This is a genomic window from Dactylosporangium sp. CA-233914, from assembly GCF_050942935.1.
Taxonomy (GTDB): Bacteria; Actinomycetota; Actinomycetes; order Mycobacteriales; family Micromonosporaceae; genus Dactylosporangium.
In genome coordinates, this window is the sequence record NZ_CP192030.1 from 1,006,541 (window position 1) to 1,022,586 (window position 16,046).

At 73.4% G+C, this 16,046-nt stretch carries 13 protein-coding genes; 11 read left to right on the forward strand and 2 right to left on the reverse strand.

Annotated features, from left to right (window positions below; genetic code table 11):
- Window positions 1-55: 55 nt before the first annotated feature.
- Window positions 56-1,360, reverse strand: a complete 1,305-nt coding sequence (locus ACQPY0_RS04640; RefSeq protein WP_432985139.1) for a sensor histidine kinase — start codon at window positions 1,358-1,360, stop codon at window positions 56-58.
- Between the two features lie 465 nt (window positions 1,361-1,825).
- On the opposite strand from ACQPY0_RS04640, the gene ACQPY0_RS04645 reads away from it, so the two are divergent.
- The 11 genes from ACQPY0_RS04645 to ACQPY0_RS04695 all read left to right on the forward strand — a co-directional run bounded on the left by ACQPY0_RS04645 (window position 1,826) and on the right by ACQPY0_RS04695 (window position 15,273).
- Window positions 1,826-2,581: a redox-sensing transcriptional repressor Rex gene (locus ACQPY0_RS04645; protein ID WP_432985142.1), complete on the forward strand. Its 756-nt coding sequence runs from the start codon at window positions 1,826-1,828 to the stop codon at window positions 2,579-2,581.
- A gap of 85 nt (window positions 2,582-2,666) precedes the next feature.
- A complete protein-coding gene (locus tag ACQPY0_RS04650) occupies window positions 2,667-3,965 on the forward strand; it encodes a glutamyl-tRNA reductase (RefSeq protein ID WP_432985145.1) in 1,299 nt (432 codons plus the stop codon).
- 35 nt (window positions 3,966-4,000) lie between these two features.
- The gene (gene hemC, locus ACQPY0_RS04655) at window positions 4,001-4,891 is read left to right on the forward strand and encodes a hydroxymethylbilane synthase (RefSeq protein WP_432995009.1); all 891 of its coding nucleotides are present in this window, start codon (window positions 4,001-4,003) and stop codon (window positions 4,889-4,891) included.
- Window positions 4,875-6,455 carry a uroporphyrinogen-III synthase gene (locus ACQPY0_RS04660; RefSeq protein ID WP_432985148.1) on the forward strand — a complete coding sequence of 527 codons (1,581 nt, stop codon included), beginning with the start codon at window positions 4,875-4,877 and terminating at the stop codon, window positions 6,453-6,455. The genes hemC and ACQPY0_RS04660 overlap by 17 nt, the downstream gene beginning before the upstream one ends.
- Before the next feature lie 16 nt (window positions 6,456-6,471).
- The gene (gene hemB, locus ACQPY0_RS04665) at window positions 6,472-7,452 is read left to right on the forward strand and encodes a porphobilinogen synthase (RefSeq protein WP_432985151.1); all 981 of its coding nucleotides are present in this window, start codon (window positions 6,472-6,474) and stop codon (window positions 7,450-7,452) included.
- A gap of 377 nt (window positions 7,453-7,829) precedes the next feature.
- Window positions 7,830-8,792, forward strand: coding sequence for a UDP-glucose 4-epimerase GalE (galE, locus tag ACQPY0_RS04670; RefSeq protein WP_432985154.1), 963 nt, complete (start codon window positions 7,830-7,832; stop codon window positions 8,790-8,792).
- Window positions 8,793-8,830: 38 nt separating this feature from the next.
- Window positions 8,831-10,858, forward strand: coding sequence for a hypothetical protein (locus ACQPY0_RS04675; protein WP_432985157.1), 2,028 nt, complete (start codon window positions 8,831-8,833; stop codon window positions 10,856-10,858).
- 11 nt (window positions 10,859-10,869) lie between these two features.
- On the forward strand, window positions 10,870-12,300 hold the full coding sequence (gene pelF, locus ACQPY0_RS04680) for a GT4 family glycosyltransferase PelF (RefSeq protein ID WP_432985160.1): 1,431 nt from the start codon (window positions 10,870-10,872) through the stop codon (window positions 12,298-12,300).
- Window positions 12,297-13,739 carry a hypothetical protein gene (locus tag ACQPY0_RS04685; RefSeq protein ID WP_432985163.1) on the forward strand — a complete coding sequence of 481 codons (1,443 nt, stop codon included), beginning with the start codon at window positions 12,297-12,299 and terminating at the stop codon, window positions 13,737-13,739. The genes pelF and ACQPY0_RS04685 overlap by 4 nt, the downstream gene beginning before the upstream one ends.
- Complete coding sequence (locus ACQPY0_RS04690) at window positions 13,736-14,362, forward strand: spherulation-specific family 4 protein (protein WP_432985166.1); 627 nt, start codon at window positions 13,736-13,738, stop codon at window positions 14,360-14,362. Before ACQPY0_RS04685 ends, ACQPY0_RS04690 begins: the two co-directional genes overlap by 4 nt.
- Entirely contained in the window at window positions 14,359-15,273 is a 915-nt protein-coding gene (locus ACQPY0_RS04695) for an endo alpha-1,4 polygalactosaminidase (protein ID WP_432985169.1), read from the forward strand. The genes ACQPY0_RS04690 and ACQPY0_RS04695 overlap by 4 nt, the downstream gene beginning before the upstream one ends.
- On the opposite strand, the gene ACQPY0_RS04700 is transcribed toward ACQPY0_RS04695, so the two are convergent.
- Window positions 15,270-15,929 (reverse strand): TetR/AcrR family transcriptional regulator, encoded by a 660-nt coding sequence (locus ACQPY0_RS04700; RefSeq protein WP_432985172.1) that lies wholly within the window; start codon window positions 15,927-15,929, stop codon window positions 15,270-15,272. The two genes, ACQPY0_RS04695 and ACQPY0_RS04700, sit on opposite strands and share 4 nt — an antisense overlap.
- Window positions 15,930-16,046 lie beyond the last annotated feature (117 nt).

Consider the following 16,046-nt stretch of genomic DNA (forward strand, 5'->3'; position numbering starts at 1 on the left):
GGGAACGCGCACGGCGCGCGGCTTTCCAGGCGGCGCTTTCCAGGCCGGCGATGCCCTAGGTTATCGGCAGGATCGCCACGAGCTTGGTCCCGGCGTCCAGGGGGCTGGTGACGGTCAGCTCGCCGCCCGCGGCCCGCACGCGGTCCGACAGCCCCGTCAGGCCGTGGCCCTTGGCCAGGCTCGCGCCGCCCACGCCGTCGTCCTCGATCGTGACCAGCATCCCGTACGCCGAGCGCTGCAGCGTCACCTTGCACTCCGACGCGTGGCTGTGCTTGGCCACGTTGGTCAGCGCTTCGGCGACCACGAAGTAGGCGGTCGTCTCGATGTTGGCCGCGAGCCGCCCGACCTCCGGCAGGTCCATGTCGACCGGGACGATCGAGCGGGCGGCCAGGGCGGTCAGCGCCGCGCGCAGCCCCCGGTCCACCAGGATCGGCGGGGCGATGCCGCGCGAGAGGGCCCGCAGCTCCTCCAGGGTCTCCCGGGTCTGGGCGAGCGCCTCGGCGAGCGTGGCGCGGGCCGCTGTCGGGTCGTGGTCGAACTGCAGGTCGGCCCGGCCCAGGTCCATGGCCAGGCGGACCAGGCGCTGCTGCGGGCCGTCGTGGATGTCGCGCTCCAGCCGGCGCAGGGCGCTCGCCTCGGCCGAGACCGCGGCGGTGGTCTGCGCACGGGCCCGGTCCCGGCTGCGCTCGGCCTCGGCGACCCGCTCGCGCAGCTCGCTGACGCCGCTGAGCAGGGCCCGGGCGAACAGCGCCTCCAGCAGGGCGACGCCGCGCACGACCGGGATCAGGGTGAGGGCGAAGACGGCGCCGATGCCGGTGTGGAGCAGCACGCGCAGCTCGGTGCCGCTGCCGAGGCCGAGCAGCTCCGGAAGGTCCTGGTTGTCCGGCGGGCGGGGGATCGACCAGTCCCACAGCACGGTGGTCAGCCCGCCCAGCGCCCCGGCCCACCAGGTCACCACGAACACGAAGGCGATCGTGCTGGGGATGAGCCGGAACACGCCGTGGACCAGGTCCAGCCACGACTGGCCGTCGGTGAGCGGGACGAACGTGCGCCGCCAGAAGCCGGCACCGGGCTCGGCGCGCTTGTAGTACGGGTGCGGCAGGTGCGTGCGCAGCACCGGGCCGATCCGGGCGCGCTCCAGCGTCGCGAAGCCGCGGGCCTGGAAGACCGTCGCGAACAGGAGCGGGAAGCCGACCACGAGCACCGCGAGGCCCAAGCCGACCGAGAAGCCGGTGATGCACAGCACCAGCGTGATGACGGCGAGGGGGAACCCCAGCAGCACGTACTGCGTGTCGATGCCCAGCTGGCGGAAGATGCGGGAGACACGGCCCGGGCCGAGCGGGGTGATGGTCGTGGTCATGTCATTGACGCTAGGCATCGCGACCTCCGCCTCCCATCCCGCCGTCCAGCCACTTGATGGTAGGGGCAGCCCTACTGGGAATACGTGTAGGCTCACTACGTAATACGTGGAACGCGCTGATGGCTGGCGTGTCGGGTGCGGCAAATGTCGGTATTGCGATGATACTGGCCACAGCGCCCGCCCGCGGCCGGCCGCGTCGGAGAAGGGGGGCACCAGGTGCCGCGGGGGCTTTTCTCGCGTGCGCGACCTGTGCGGGCGGGCGCTGACCTCTACGTGGTGGACGCGGAGTCTTCAAGATCGCGATTTGTGCACGGCTTCACAAGCGCCTACTCTGGTGCAACGACGAACACCGCTAGCACGGGCTGTGACCGCCTGATCCGGGCCGATATCGCGAAGCCGCACCGGGCCGGACTCGGCGCCAACCTCTGCCAGTGGCCTCGTAAACCGTCGTCGTCTCGGAGACTCATGAGCCAGCAGCGCACCGGCCCAACGGACGGACCGGACTTTCCGGACCTGCCGGAGGCGACCGTCGCCAGGCTTCCGGAGTATCTACGCGCCCTGCACCACCTCGCTGAGGAAGGGCACGACACGATCTCCTCGGAGGGTCTGGCCGCGGCCGCGGGCGTCAACTCCGCCAAGCTCCGCAAGGACCTGTCCCATCTGGGCCGCACCGGCACCCGGGGCGTCGGCTACGACGTCTCGCTGCTGATCGACCAGATCGAGCAAGTGCTCGGCCTCACCCACCGGCGGGCCGTGGCGCTCGTCGGCGTGGGTAATCTCGGTCACGCCCTCGCGGGCTACGCGGGCTTCGGCAACCGCGGCTTCCGCATCGCCGCGCTCTTCGACGCCGACCTCGCTCGCATCGGCGAGCAGATCAGCGGCCTGGCCGTGCGGCACATCGACGATCTGCCCGAGGTCGTCAAGCAGGAGTCGATCTCGATCGCGGTGATCGCCACGCCCGCCCACGCGGCGCAGCACGTGGCCGACCGGCTCGTGGCCGCCGGCGTGACGAGTGTCCTCAACTTCGCACCCTGCGTCTTGAACGTCCCCGACGGCGTCGACGTGCGTAAGGTCGATCTGGCCATCGAGTTGCAGATCCTGTCCTTCCACGAGCACCGCAAGTCGGCCCTCACAGCTCTGCCGGCGGTGCAGAATCCGGGACTCGTCGGTCAGGACCTACAACGGGCCAACCGGCTCGGCGGGGAGGCGGTCGGGTCGTGAGCGGTTCGAAGCGGAGCGTAGAGGCCGCGAACCAGAAGCTCAGCTCTACCTCATGGCGGCACCGCAGCGAAGCGGAGGTGTCGTCGTGAGCGGAAACGTAAACCTGCTGGTCGTGGGTCTTTCACACCGCACCGCCGGGGTTCCGCTGCTGGAGCGGGTCACGCTGGGCGGCGGCGAGATGCCGGACGTGCTCGCCGAGCTGGTCGGCCTGGACTACGTCGACGAGGCCGTGGTGCTGTCCACCTGCAACCGGGTGGAGGTCTACGCCGCCGTCACCGCGTTCCACGGCGGCCTCGCCGACGTCGGCGGGCTGCTCGCCGCCCGGGCCGGTCTGCCCATGGGCGAGCTGGCCCCGCAGCTCTACGTGCACTACGAGGCCGACGCGGTCCGCCACGCCTTCCGCGTCGCCGCCGGCCTCGACTCGATGGTCGTCGGCGAGTCGCAGATCCTCGGCCAGCTGCGCGATGCCTACGGCGTCGCCGGTGACCAGGGCACCGCCGGTCGCCTCCTGCACGAGCTGCTGCAGCAGGCCCTGCGGGTCGGCAAGCGGGTGCACGCCGAGACCGAGATCGACCGCGCCGGCCAGAGCGTGGTCAGCGCCGCCCTCGCCTACGGGCAGGGCGCCACCGCGCCGGTCGAGGGGCGCCCCGCGCTCGTCATCGGGGCCGGTGCCATGGGCGCGCTGTCCCTGGCGACCCTGCGCCGCGTCGGCGCCGGGCCGCTCTACGTCACCAACCGCAGCCACGCCCGGGCCGAACGCCTGGCCGAGCTGCACGGCGCCGAGGCCGTCCCCTTCGCCGAGCTGCCGTCCCTGCTCGAGCGCGTCGACGTGGTCGTGAGCGCGACCGCGTCGCCGGAGCCGGTGCTCGACGCGCCGCTGCTCGCGGGCGCCGGCCACGACCTTCTGGTGCTCGACCTGGCGCTGCCGCGGGACGTGGCGCCCGCCGTGCGCGACCTGCCCAGCGTCACGCTCGTCGACATCGAGCTGCTGTCGGAGTCGCTGTCCACCACCGCCGAGGCGGAGGAGCGGGCCGGCGAGGACATCGTCGCCGCCGAGGTCGAGGCGTTCCTGACCTGGCTGCGCGGCGCCGACGTGGCCCCGACGGTGGCCGCGCTGCGGGCCCGGGCCGACGAGGTCGTCGAGGCCGAGCTGCGCCGGCTCGCCCAGCGCTGCCCGGAGCTCGGCGACGACACGCGGGCCGAGGTCTCCCACACCATTCACCGGATCGTCCAGCGTCTGCTGCACCAGCCGACCGTTCGCGTGCGGCAACTGGCGGCCTCTCCGGGTGGCGAGGCTTATGCTCAGGCGCTGCGTGAGCTGTTCGACCTGCAGGTCCCCACCACCGACATCAACCCGGCCGCGGCAGGAGAGGTGCACCCGTGACGCTTCGGCTCGGAACCCGGGGCAGCGCCCTGGCGATGGCGCAATCGACGACCGTCGCCGACGCCGTGCGTGAGCGCACCGGCCGCGACGTGGACCTCGTCGAGATCGTCACGCCCGGCGACCGCTCCAGCGCGCCGATCCAGCAGCTCGGCGTGGGCGTGTTCGTCTCCGCCCTTCGCGACGCGCTGCTGAACAAGGAGATCGACTTCGCCGTCCACTCCTACAAGGACCTGCCGACCGGGCCCGCCGAAGGCCTCGTCGTGGCCGCGGTGCCCAGCCGCGAGGACCCGCGCGACGCGCTGGTCGCCCGGGGCGGGCTCACGCTCAACGAGCTGCCCGACGACGCGAAGATCGGCACCGGGGCGCTGCGGCGCATCGCGCAGATCAACGCGCTGGGGCGACGCCTGACCGCGGTACCGTTGAGAGGGAATGTCGACACGCGTCTGCGCAAGCTGGCCGAGGGCGAGTTCGACGCGATCGTGCTCGCGCACGCCGGGCTGTCGCGGCTCGGGCGCGGAGCCGAGGCGACCGAGGTGCTCGATCCGCTGCTGATGCTGCCCGCCCCCGCTCAGGGCGCGCTCGCGGTCGAGTGCCGTGAGGACGATGCCGAGCTGCGCGAGGTTCTCGCAGCGCTCGACGACGAATACACCCGCGCGGCGGTCACCGCCGAGCGGGCGCTGTTGGCCGAGCTCGAGGCGGGTTGCTCCGCCCCGATCGCGGCACTGGCCGAGGTCGCCGAGGGCGACGAGGGGCCAGAGATCTATCTGCGCGGTGCGGTGTTCAGCCCGGACGGCGGCTTCGCCCTCCGGCTCTCGCGCACCGGAACGCTCGCCGACGCCGCGGAGGTGGGCCGAGCCCTGGCCCGCGACCTACGCGAAGAAGGCGCCGACAACGCACTGGGAGTGCAGCATGACCCGCACCCGTAAGGGCACCGGCCGGATCGCCTTCGTCGGGGCCGGCCCCGGCGACCCCGGCCTGTTGACGCGCCGCGCCCATGAGGCGCTGGTGACCGCCGACCACGTCGTCCACGACCGCAATGTTCCCGAGCCGCTGCTCGTCGCGATCCGCGCCGAGGCCGACCCCGAGTGCCAGTTCAGCCCGGCCGAGGGCGCCCCTGGCGACGTCGCCAAGGTGCTGCTGTCCGCGGCCCGCTCCGGCCTGCGCGCCGTCCACCTCGTCGGCGGCGACCCGCTGGCCCACGAGACGGTGCTCAAGGAGGTGCAGGCCGTCGCCCGCACCGCGGTGCCGTTCGAGGTCGTGCCCGGCATCGGCCAGGCCGCCGGCGTGGCCACCTACGCGGGCGTGCCGCTGCCCGGCGTACGCGTGACCGCCGACGTCGACGACGTGCAGTCCGTCGACTTCGAGTCCATCACCGCCGCCGTGGCCCGCGGCTCCTCCGCGCTCGCCGTCGACGCGGGCGACCTCGCCGCCGTCCGCGACGGGCTGCTGGCCGCCGGGGTCGACCCGGCCACGCCGGTCTCGATCACCGGGGACGGCACGGGCGAGACGCAGTACAGCTCGGCCTCCAGCGTCGACAGCATGGTCGCCGCCGCGCTCGGCTTCGCCGGCCGCGTGGTGCTCTGCCTGGGCGCGGGCGTGGCCCAGCGCGAGAAGCTCGGCTGGTGGGAGAACCGCCCGCTCTACGGCTGGAAGGTCCTCGTCCCGCGCACGAAGGAGCAGGCCGGCGCGATGAGCGAGCGCCTGCGGGCCTACGGCGCGATCCCGTGCGAGGTGCCGACGATCGCCGTCGAGCCCCCGCGGACCCCGGCGCAGATGGAGCGGGCGATCAAGGGCCTGGTCGACGGTCGCTACGCCTGGACCGTCTTCACCTCCGTCAACGCCGTGCGCGCGGTGTGGGAGAAGTTCGCCGAGCACGGCCTGGACGCCCGCCACTTCGGCGGCGTCAAGGTCGCCTGCATCGGCGAGGCCACCGCCGAGGCGGTGCGCGGCTTCGGCATCGTGCCCGAGCTGGTGCCGGCCGGCGAGCAGTCCTCCGAGGGCCTGCTGGCCGAATTCTCCCCGCACGACGAGGTGCTCGACCCGGTCGGGCGGGTGCTGCTGCCCCGCGCCGACATCGCCACCGAGACGCTCGCCGCCGGGCTCACCGAGCTCGGGTGGGAGGTCGACGACGTCACGGCGTACCGCACGGTCCGCGCCGCGCCGCCGCCGGCCGACATCCGCGACGCGATCAAGTCCGGCGGCTTCGACGCGGTGCTGTTCACGTCGTCGTCCACCGTGCGCAACCTGGTCGGCATCGCCGGCAAGCCGCACGCCCGCACGGTCGTCGCGGTGATCGGGCCGAAGACGGCGGACACCGCCGTCGAGTTCGGCCTGCGCGTCGACGTGCAGCCGCCGCACGCCTCCGTCTCCGACCTGGTCGAGGCCCTGGCGGGCTACGCTGTGGAGCTGCGCGAGAAGCTCGCCGCGATGCCCGCGAAGCAGCGCCGCGGCTCCAAGGTGCAGGGCCCCACCGCCCTGAGGTTCCGTTAGTAGGGGGTCACTCCCGATGGGTTTTCCCGAGGTCCGGCCGCGCCGGCTGCGTCGCACCCCCGCGATGCGCCGGCTCGTGGCGGAGACGCACGTGCAGCCGTCCAACCTGATCCTGCCCATGTTCGTGAAGGAGGGGCTGACCGAGCCGCGGCCGATCAGCTCCCTGCCCGGTGTGGTGCAGCACTCTCGCGAATCGCTGCGCAAGGCCGCGGCCGAGGCGGTCGCCGAGGGCGTCGGCGGCCTGATGCTCTTCGGTGTGCCCGAGACCCGCGACGAGACCGGCTCCGGGGGCATCGACCCCGACGGGATCCTCAACGTCGCCATCCGTGACGTGATCTCCGAGGTCGGCGACACGATCGTGGTCATGGGCGACCTGTGCCTGGACGAGTTCACCTCGCACGGGCACTGCGGCGTGCTCGCCGCGGACGGCTCGGTCGACAACGACGCGACGCTGCGGCAGTACGAGCTGATGGCCCTCGCCCAGGCCGAGGCCGGCGCCCACGTGCTGGGCCCGTCCGGGATGATGGACGGCCAGGTCGGCGTCGTGCGCAGCGCGCTGGACCGGGCCGGCTACACCGACGTGGCGCTGCTGGCCTACGCGGTCAAGTACGCCAGCGCCTTCTACGGCCCGTTCCGCGAGGCGGTCGAGTCCGAGCTCGACGGCGACCGCAAGACCTACCAGCAGGACCCCGCGAACCTGCGCGAGGCCCTGCGCGAGGTCGCCCTCGACGTCGAGGAGGGCGCGGACATGGTCATGGTCAAGCCCGCGCTGCCGTACCTCGACGTGCTCACCCGCGTCGCCGAGATGGTCGACGTGCCGGTGGCGGCCTACCAGGTCTCCGGGGAGTACGCGATGGTCGAGGCGGCCGTGGCCAACGGCTGGCTGGACCGGGAGCGGGTCATCCTGGAGACGCTCACCTCGATTCGCCGGGCCGGCGCTCAGCTGATCCTGACCTACTGGGCGAGCGACGCGGCTCGCCTGCTGCGCCGCCTGTAATCCGCTCATCCGGTCCGGCCGTCGAAAGAGGGCCGGACCGGAGTCTGTCCGCCCAGCCGCGGCGCGCCGAACTCCCGCCGGCGTGCAGTCGCCTGCTGATGCGCCCGTGAGACGGCTCGACCGTGCGAGATCGCCATAATCCTGCGTGCGGACTGACGCCCGGACGACGTGGCCGTGCGGGCCGTCGTCAGTCGAGTCGCACAATTCGGGCATTTTGGGCGTGTCGCGGCGATTTCCCCGCCACCTTCGCCGCAGAATTGTTCGTGCAGGTCATGGGCCTGGTTACGGCATCGGGAAGGTGATTTCCGGGCCCCGGCCGACTGTCAGGAAAACGACAGTTGCCCGATTGGGTGCGTTCCGCCCTCGTTGCCCCCTTCGTGAGATGGCTCGTCACCGGAGGCGCCGGATACATCGGCGCGCACGTCGTCACCGCCCTCAGTGAGTCGGGCATCGAGAGCGTCGTCGTCGACGACCTGTCCACCGGGCGCGCCGCGCGGGTGCCGTTCGGAGTGCCGCTGGTGCGGGCCGACGTGCGCGACGCGGCGGCCGTGCGGGAGGTCTTCCGCCGCCACCGGCCCGGCGGGGTCATCCACCTCGCCGCGCGCAAGGACGTCGCCGAGTCGACCGCGCACCCCCTGCGGTACTACCAGGACAACCTCGACGGCCTGCGCTGCGTGCTCGCGGCCGTCGCCGCGAGCGGAACCCGCCGGGTGCTGTTCTCCTCCAGCGCCGCCGTCTACGGCACGCCCCGCCGCTCGCCGGTGCGCGAGGAGGACCCGGCGGAGCCCGCGAACGCGTACGGCCGGACCAAGCTCATCGGCGAGTGGATGCTGCGCGACGCCGCGGCCGGTGCCGGGTTTCGCTGGGGCGCGCTGCGATACTTCAACGTCGCCGGCGCCGCCGCACCCCAGCTGCGCGACGAGGGCGGCACCAACCTCGTCCCGCGCTTGCTGCGCGCGGCCGCGCTGGGCATCCCGGCCACCGTCTACGGCACCGACTACCCGACCCCGGACGGCACCGCGGTCCGCGACTACGTGCACGTCGCCGACATCGCCGACGCGCACGTGCGCGCCGCGCTCGCCCTGGCCGAGGGGGAGCTGCACGACGAGGTGCTCAACGTCGGCCGCGGTGAGGGCGCCTCGGTGCTGCAGATGATCGCCGCCGTCGCCCGCGCGACCGGCCGCCCGCTGCTCTTCGACGCCGCCCCGCGCCGGCCCGGCGACCCCGCGTCCGTCGTCGCGAGCCCCGTCCGCATCCGATCCCGCCTCGGCTGGCAGGCCCGCCACGGCCTGCAGTCGATCGTCACCAGCTCGATCGCCGAAGTCGCCAAAGCCGCCTGATTCCTTCCCGCCCGACCCCCTTGAAGGAGCACAGCACTTTGAAGTCCCGGATCGTCGCCGGCGCCCTGGCCCTGCTGGGCCTGGCCGGCATCGCCCTCGCCCAGCCCGCGCTCGCCGCGACCGGCACCGAGCAGCGCATCGACCTGCGGGTGCTCGTACTCGACGACGGCAGCACCGGCATCGACACGCTCCGCGCCCAGCTCGACCGCGAGGGCGTGCCCTACGACACCCTCGGCCTGGCCGCCGCCGGCCGCCCGGCGATCACCCCGGCCTACCTCGCCGACACCGTGGGCGGCGTGCGCCGGGCCAAGTACCAGGGCGTCATCGTGCCCAACGAGGGCTCGGTCACCGGCGCCGAGGCCGCGGCGCTGGCCGGCTTCGAGCGGGAGTTCAAGATCCGCCAGATCGACGCGTACACGTTCGCCGGCGCCGGCGTCGGGCTCACCAACGCCTGGAGCGGCGTCCTGGACGGCACCACGATGCAGGTGACCGCCGCCGGTAAGGCGAACGGGTTCGGCTACCTCAAGGGCGCCGTGCCGATCGACGACCGTGACCCGGCCACGTCGGAGTCCTACGGCTATCTCGGCACCGCCGCCGCCCCGGCCGGGGCCACCTTCACCCCGCTGGTGACCGGCGCCCGGCCCGGCGGCGGCACGACCGGCTCGCTGATGGGCGTCTACGCCCACGACGGCCGCGAGGAACTGGTGGTGACGCTCGCGGCGAACCGGTACCAGACCCACGCCATGGAGCTCGGGCACGGCCTGATCACCTGGCTCACCCGCGGCGTGCACCTGGGCTACACGCGCAACTCCTTCAGCGTCCACATCGACGACGTCCTGCTGCCCGACGACCGCTGGGACACCGTGCACAACTGCACCGTCGGCGACGACTGCAACCCGCGGCGGGACCCGACGATCCAGCCGTACAACACGCCGATCCGGATGACGAAGGACGACGTGCACGCGCTCGTCGCGTGGCAGAAGGCGCGCGGGGTCAAGCTCGACGTCGTCTTCAACGGCGGCGGCAGTGCCGAGGCCGGCGCGGGCGACCCGCTGACCGCGGCGGTCGTGGCGAACAAGGGGCAGTTCCGCTTCATCAACCACACGTACGAGCACCCGTACCTCGGCTGCGTCCAGGACTTCACGGTCATCCCGTGGAAGTGCGCCCCGAACGCCTCGGGCCAGACGCAGTGGGTCTCGCAGGCCGACATCTCCGCGCAGATCAAGAACAACGTCGACTGGGCGAGGTCGAAGGGCATCACCATCGACGCGAGCGAGCTGGTCACCGGCGAGCACTCGGGCCTCAAGGCGCTGCCGCAGATGCCGGCCGACAACCCGAACCTGGCGCCGGCGCTGAACGCCAACGGGATCAAGTACGTCGCCTCGGACGCCTCGCGCGAGCAGACCGCGCGGGCCGCCGGCAACGCCACCACGGTGCCCCGGTTCCCGATGAACATCTACTACAACGTCGCCACCGTCGCCGAGGAGATCGACGAGTATAACTGGCTATACACCAGCCGGGCGAACGGCGGCAGCGGCATCTGCGAGAACAACCCGCTCTCCGCCTGCATCGCGCCCCTGGGCTCCAACGGGTTCGCCAAGTACATCGTGCCGATGGAGACCCGCATCGCCTACGACCACGTCGTCTCGGCGAACCCCGCCCCGCACTACGCGCACCAGTCCAACCTCGCCGAGGACCGCATCCTGTACCCGGTCCTGGACGGCGTGCTCGAGCGCTACCGCAACACCTTCACGACCGCCACGCCCGTGCTGAACCCGAGGTTCGCCGAGACCGCGCTGCAGAACAAGCGCCAGGCGGCCTGGAGCGCGGCGTCGAAGAGCCGCTCGGTGGAGGCGTACCTGCTCGGCGGGAAGGTCACCGTCACCAACAAGGGCGCCGCCGTGGACGTACCGCTGACGATGCCCAACGGCACCAAGCTCGTCACCGCGTCCCTGCTCGGCCTCGAGGTCGGCGGCGGCGCGTTCGGCGAGGCCTACGGCGGCGAGCGCTCCGCGTGGCGCTCCGTCGCCAAGGGCGGCCAGCAGCAGCTGCGCGTCGCGGGCTGAGCAGGCCCGCCGTGCGCGTCGTCCTCGTCAACGAAGGCACCTACCCCTACGCCACCGGCGGCGTGAGCACCTGGTGCGACCAGCTGGTGCGCGGACTGTCCGAAGTGGAGTGGGACCTGGTCGCCATCGTCGGCACCGAGCCCGACCGGCCCGCGATCCCGCTGCCCGGCAACGTCCGGTCGCTGCGCGCGGTGCCGGTCTGGGGCCCGGCCCGCCCGGCCCGCGCCCGTGCCGAGCGCGCGGCGGGCCTGCTGTGCCGCGGCATGCTCGGCGACTCGCCGGCGGACCTGGTCCTCTTCGGCGAGGGTCTGCGGGCCCTCGCCGACATCGCGGTCGGCCGGACCCGCTTCGGCCGGCGTGCCGGCCGGCACCCGCTGGCGGGCGCCGGCCTGGCCGACATCCTGCTGGACGCCTGGGCGCGGGCCGCAGGCGACGGGATCCGCCTGCCGCGGCTCACCCTGCGGGATGCTGACGAGGCGGCGGTACTGCTGGAGCACGCCCTTCGCCCGCTCACCGCCCCGCTGCCGCAGGACGCCGACCTGGTGCACGCCAACGCCAACGGCCTCTCCTCGATGGTCGCCCTGGCCGCGAAGTGGCGCCTGGGCGTGCCGTTCCTCATGACGGAGCACGGGGTGTACCTGCGCGAGCGCTACCTCGCCGCCGGCGTCCAGTCCCCGGGCGTCAAGACGGCCCTGCTGCGCTTCCACCGCGCCCTGGCCCGCCTGTCCTACTGGGAGGCGGACCTGGTCACCCCGGTCAGCGGCTTCAACGCCCGCTGGGCGGTGCGCCACGGCGCCGACCCGGCCAAGCTGATCGTCATCGGCAACGGCGTGGACCCCGAGCGCTTCCCGCCGCTGACCGAGGAGCCCGGCGAGCCCGTCATCTCGTGGGTCGGGCGCATCGACCCGCTCAAGGACCTCGAGACGCTGATCCGCGCCCTGGCCATCATGCGCGAGTCGATCCCCGACGCCCGCCTGCACCTGGCCGGGCCGGTCCCCGAGGGCAACGAGTCCTACGCCGCCGACTGCCGCGCCGTGGCCGCCACGCTCGGCCTGACCGACGCCGTCACGTGGGCCGGGCCGTGCGCCTCCAGCCGGGAGGCGTTCGCCGTCGGGCAGGTCGCGGCCCTGTCGAGCATCTCGGAGGGCATGCCGTACACCGTCCTGGAGGCCATGATGTGCGGCCGGCCGACGGTGAGCACCGACGTCGGCGGCGTCGCCGAGGCCGTCGGCAACGCGGGCCTGGTGGTGCCGCCGCGCGACCCGGCCGCGTTCGCCGCCGCGTGCGTGGCCTTCCTCTCCTCCGCCCAGTTCCGGGCGACGATCGGCCACAGCGGACGGCGGCGGGCGCTGGCGGAGTACACATTGGACCGTTGCGTGTCCGCGTACCGAGCCCGCTACCGCTCCCTCGCCGGCTCCCCGGCGACCCTGGTGCCGGCATGAGCGGTGATTCGCTCGTCGTCGTTCCCGCCCAGCGGCGGGCGCGGCCGAGCGAGCTGGACCGGCCGGAGCCGCTGCGCTACGTCGGCCGCGTGGCCACCGACCCCGTCGCCGCGCTCGCCGACAGGATGCGCGAGGACTGCCTCGGCGCCGTCGACATCGACGAGATCGCGGCCATCCTCGAGGCGAACGGCATCAACGACCGGGTCGCCGACCGCGAGTACGGCGCCCCGTCGGTCTTCGCCCTCGCCGGCCGGGTCGTCGCCCGTACCCTCGACCGCGCCGACACCCAGCAGATCAGGCCGGTCCCGCCGGAGGGCCCGGGCACGGCCAAGGTCGTCGCCGACACCTTGATGCGCGCGCTCATCTACCTGACGCCGCTGGCGATCGGCGTCGGCGCGGCGTCCGAGGTGGACGGTGTGCCGCGCATCGCCACCACGGGCACGCTCCTGCTGGGCTGGGGCGGCGGCCAGGCGCTGTCGTACCTGGGCTACCGGGCCCTGTCCGAGCGCGGCCGCACCGCCGCCGCCCGGCTGCTCGGCACCGGCTTCCTGGCGCTCGCGGCGCTGTGGAGCCTGGCGCTGATCGGCACGGGGGAGCGGGCCTACGTCGTGGCCGCCGTCCAGCTCGCGCTGTTCGCCGTCGCCGCGGTCACCCTCGTGACCAACCGGGAGCGGGCCGTCATCGGGGCCGTCGCACCGTGCTGGCTGGCGACGGCAGGGCTACGGTACGGCCTCAGCGTCGTTGTGCTCCTGGGCTGCGTCGCCGTGCTCGTCGCGGTGGCGTATCGGCCGGTGCTGGGCGAACGCCAGGCGCGCCGGCCGACCCGGCGGCGGTGGCGGTCGTGGCGGCACGACATGGGCTGTGCGGCGCTGTACGGCCTCGTCGGCGCGGGCCAGGCCGCCCTGCTGCGCAGCGTCGCGCTCGACGGCATCGCCCCGCACCGGGTGCCCGTCGAGGCGGTGCCGCTGCTGCTCGGGGTACCGCTGATGGAGCTGACCCTCGTGTGGCACCAGCGCCGGATCGCCGCCGCCCGGGCGGACCTCGCCGACCGCTTCGCGTTCGACCGCCGGCTCGGGCGGATCAGCGCCGGTACGGTCGCGGTGCTCGCCGTGCCCGTGCTCGCCGGCGCCGCGATCGCGGGGGCGGTCTGGTTCGGGCTGCTGCGCACCGGGCAGTCCTTCGCCGCGGCGGTGCTGCTCATGGGCGTCTACGCGCTGTGCCTGGTGCTCGCCTCGCACGGCCGCGCCGGCACCGCCGCGATCGTCGTGTGGTGGCCGACCCTGCTTGTCGCGGGCGTCGGGCACTGGGCGCCCGCCCTGGTGCACGTGGCGCCCACCTTCGCCGAAACCCTCGCCGTCGCGACCCTGCTCGGTGCCGGACTGCCCGGCCTCGCCGTCGCGGCGCTCATCCTGCGCGATCCGGAGAGTTACCGAGAATGATGCTGCTTCCGCTGTACGTCCACCCGCTGACCGACCCCGAGGCGTGGGACGCCCTGCCCCGCGGGGGCGCCTGCTGGACGATCGTCAACGTCCACAACGGACCCGGCGCGGGCCGCGACGAGACCTACGCCGCCGCGACCGCGCGCCTGCACGAGGCCGGCGTGCGGATGCTCGGGTACGTCGACCTCGGCTACGGCCGGCGCGCCAACGGCGAGGTGTGGTGCGACATCGTGGGCTGGTCGCGTTACCCGGTCGGCGGGATCTTCTTCGACCAGGTCCCCGCCGACGCCGCCGGGCTCGCCTACGTCACCCAGGTCGTGCGGGCCGTGCGCGGCTCGGTCGTGCTCAACCCCGGCACCCGCTGCCTGCCCGGGTACGCGGCCCTGGCCGACGTGGTGTGCACGTTCGAGGGGCCCTGGGAGTCCTACGCCGCGCTGCCGTTCACCGGCCGGGACTGGCCCAACGCCGCGCACCTCGTCTACGGCGTGCCCGCGGCGCGGCTGGGCGAGGCGAGCGCGCTGCTGCTCTCCCGCGCCGGCCACGGCCTGGTGACGGACCTGGCGGCGCCGCTGCCGTATCGCGGCGTTCCCAGCTCCCTGCGGGCGCGGGCGGCCGCCCGGTGACCTCCCGCCGGCTGCGCGCCCTGCTGCTGTCCCTGGTCGCGCTGACCGTCCTGTACTCGGCGGCCTGCACCGGCGGCGGCGACCGGCGTGGCCGGGACGTCGGCGGCGCCGGCTCGCACGGCCCGTCCACCGGCGGCGCGGGACCGTCCTATGCGGACGGTCTCGGCTCGGCGTCCGCGTCTCCGTCCGCCTCATCCAGTGCCGCGCCGGGTTGGTGGAAGCCGGCGGTGGGCATGACGTGGCAGTGGCAGCTGACGGGTACGTTGGACAAATCGGTCACTGCCGAGGTGTACGACGTGGACGGTGCCAACACCTCGGCCGCCGACGTGGCGGCGTTGAAGTCGGCCGGCCGGCACGTCATCTGCTACGTCAACGTGGGCGCGCACGAGGACTTCCGCGCCGACGCCAAGAATTTTCCGGAGTCGGTGCGGGGCAAGGGGCTGGACGGCTGGCCGGGGGAGAAGTGGCTGGACATCCGCCGCTGGGACGTCCTGGAGCCGCTGCTGGCCGCCCGCTTCAAGACCTGCAAGGACAAGGGCTTCGACGCCGTCGAACCGGACAATGTGGACGGTTACCGCAACGGCAGCGGCTTCCCCCTCACCGCCGATGACCAGCTGACCTTCAACCGCCGCGTGGCCGATCTCGCGCACCGCACCGGGCTGGGCGTGGGCCTGAAGAACGACGTCGAGCAGGCGGCGGCGCTGGCCCCGGCGTTCGACTTCGCGGTCAACGAGGAGTGCGCCCGCTACGACGAGTGCGACACGCTCAAGGTGTTCACGAACGCGGGCAAGCCGGTCTTCCACGTCGAGTACGACGGCTCGGCGGGCTCGTTCTGCGCCAAGACGAAGGCCCTGCGCTTCTCGTCGATGAAGAAGAAACTGGACCTCGACGCGTGGCGTGAGAGCTGCTAATCCGGCTCGGTGAGGCCGTTGCGCTCGGCGAGGGCGTGCATGGCGCGCAGGATGCCCACGCGGTCCGGGGCCGGCTCGGCCGGGGCCGGGGCCGGGGCGCGCAGGCCGGCCAGGGTGTAGCCCAGCTGGCGGCGCCAGGCCGTCGGGGCGCTGGCCACCGTGCGCTCGACCAGGCCCGCGTTGGCCATCAGGACCGGGACCACGTCCTCGTGCTGGAAGTCGGGGCGCAGCACGCCGGCCGCGCGGGCGCGGTCGATCAGGGCGGTCAGGCCCCGGAACGCGCGGCCGCGGAGGTCCTCCAGCTCCGGCACGCCCGAGACGCTCGCGATCAGCAGGTCGGCGAAGGCGCGGTTGCCGGCCTGGACCTCGCACAGGAACGTCAGGTGCTCGGCGAACGCGGTCCACGGGTCCTCGACCGCCAGCGCCCGCTCGGTGGCGGCCAGGACCTCCCGCAGCGTGCCCTCGAACACCGCGGCGACCAGGCGGCCCCGGCTCGGGAAGCGGCGGTACAGCGTGGCGTTGCCGACCTTGGCGCGGCGGGCGATCTCGTCCAGCGGGGCCTCCAGGCCGCGCTCGGCGAACACGATCTTCGCGGTCTCCACCAACTGCCGACGGTTGCGCTCGGCGTCCCTCCGCAACGTCCCCTGAGCCCCCATGGCGACAGCATATTCGCGTCGCTTGCTCAAGCTTGCGGTCTCGTTCGGCGGGGTCCGTCACCGCCCCGGCCTTTTGGCCGGTTGAGCAAAAGTTGTGGCATCGAAGACTGAAAGTAT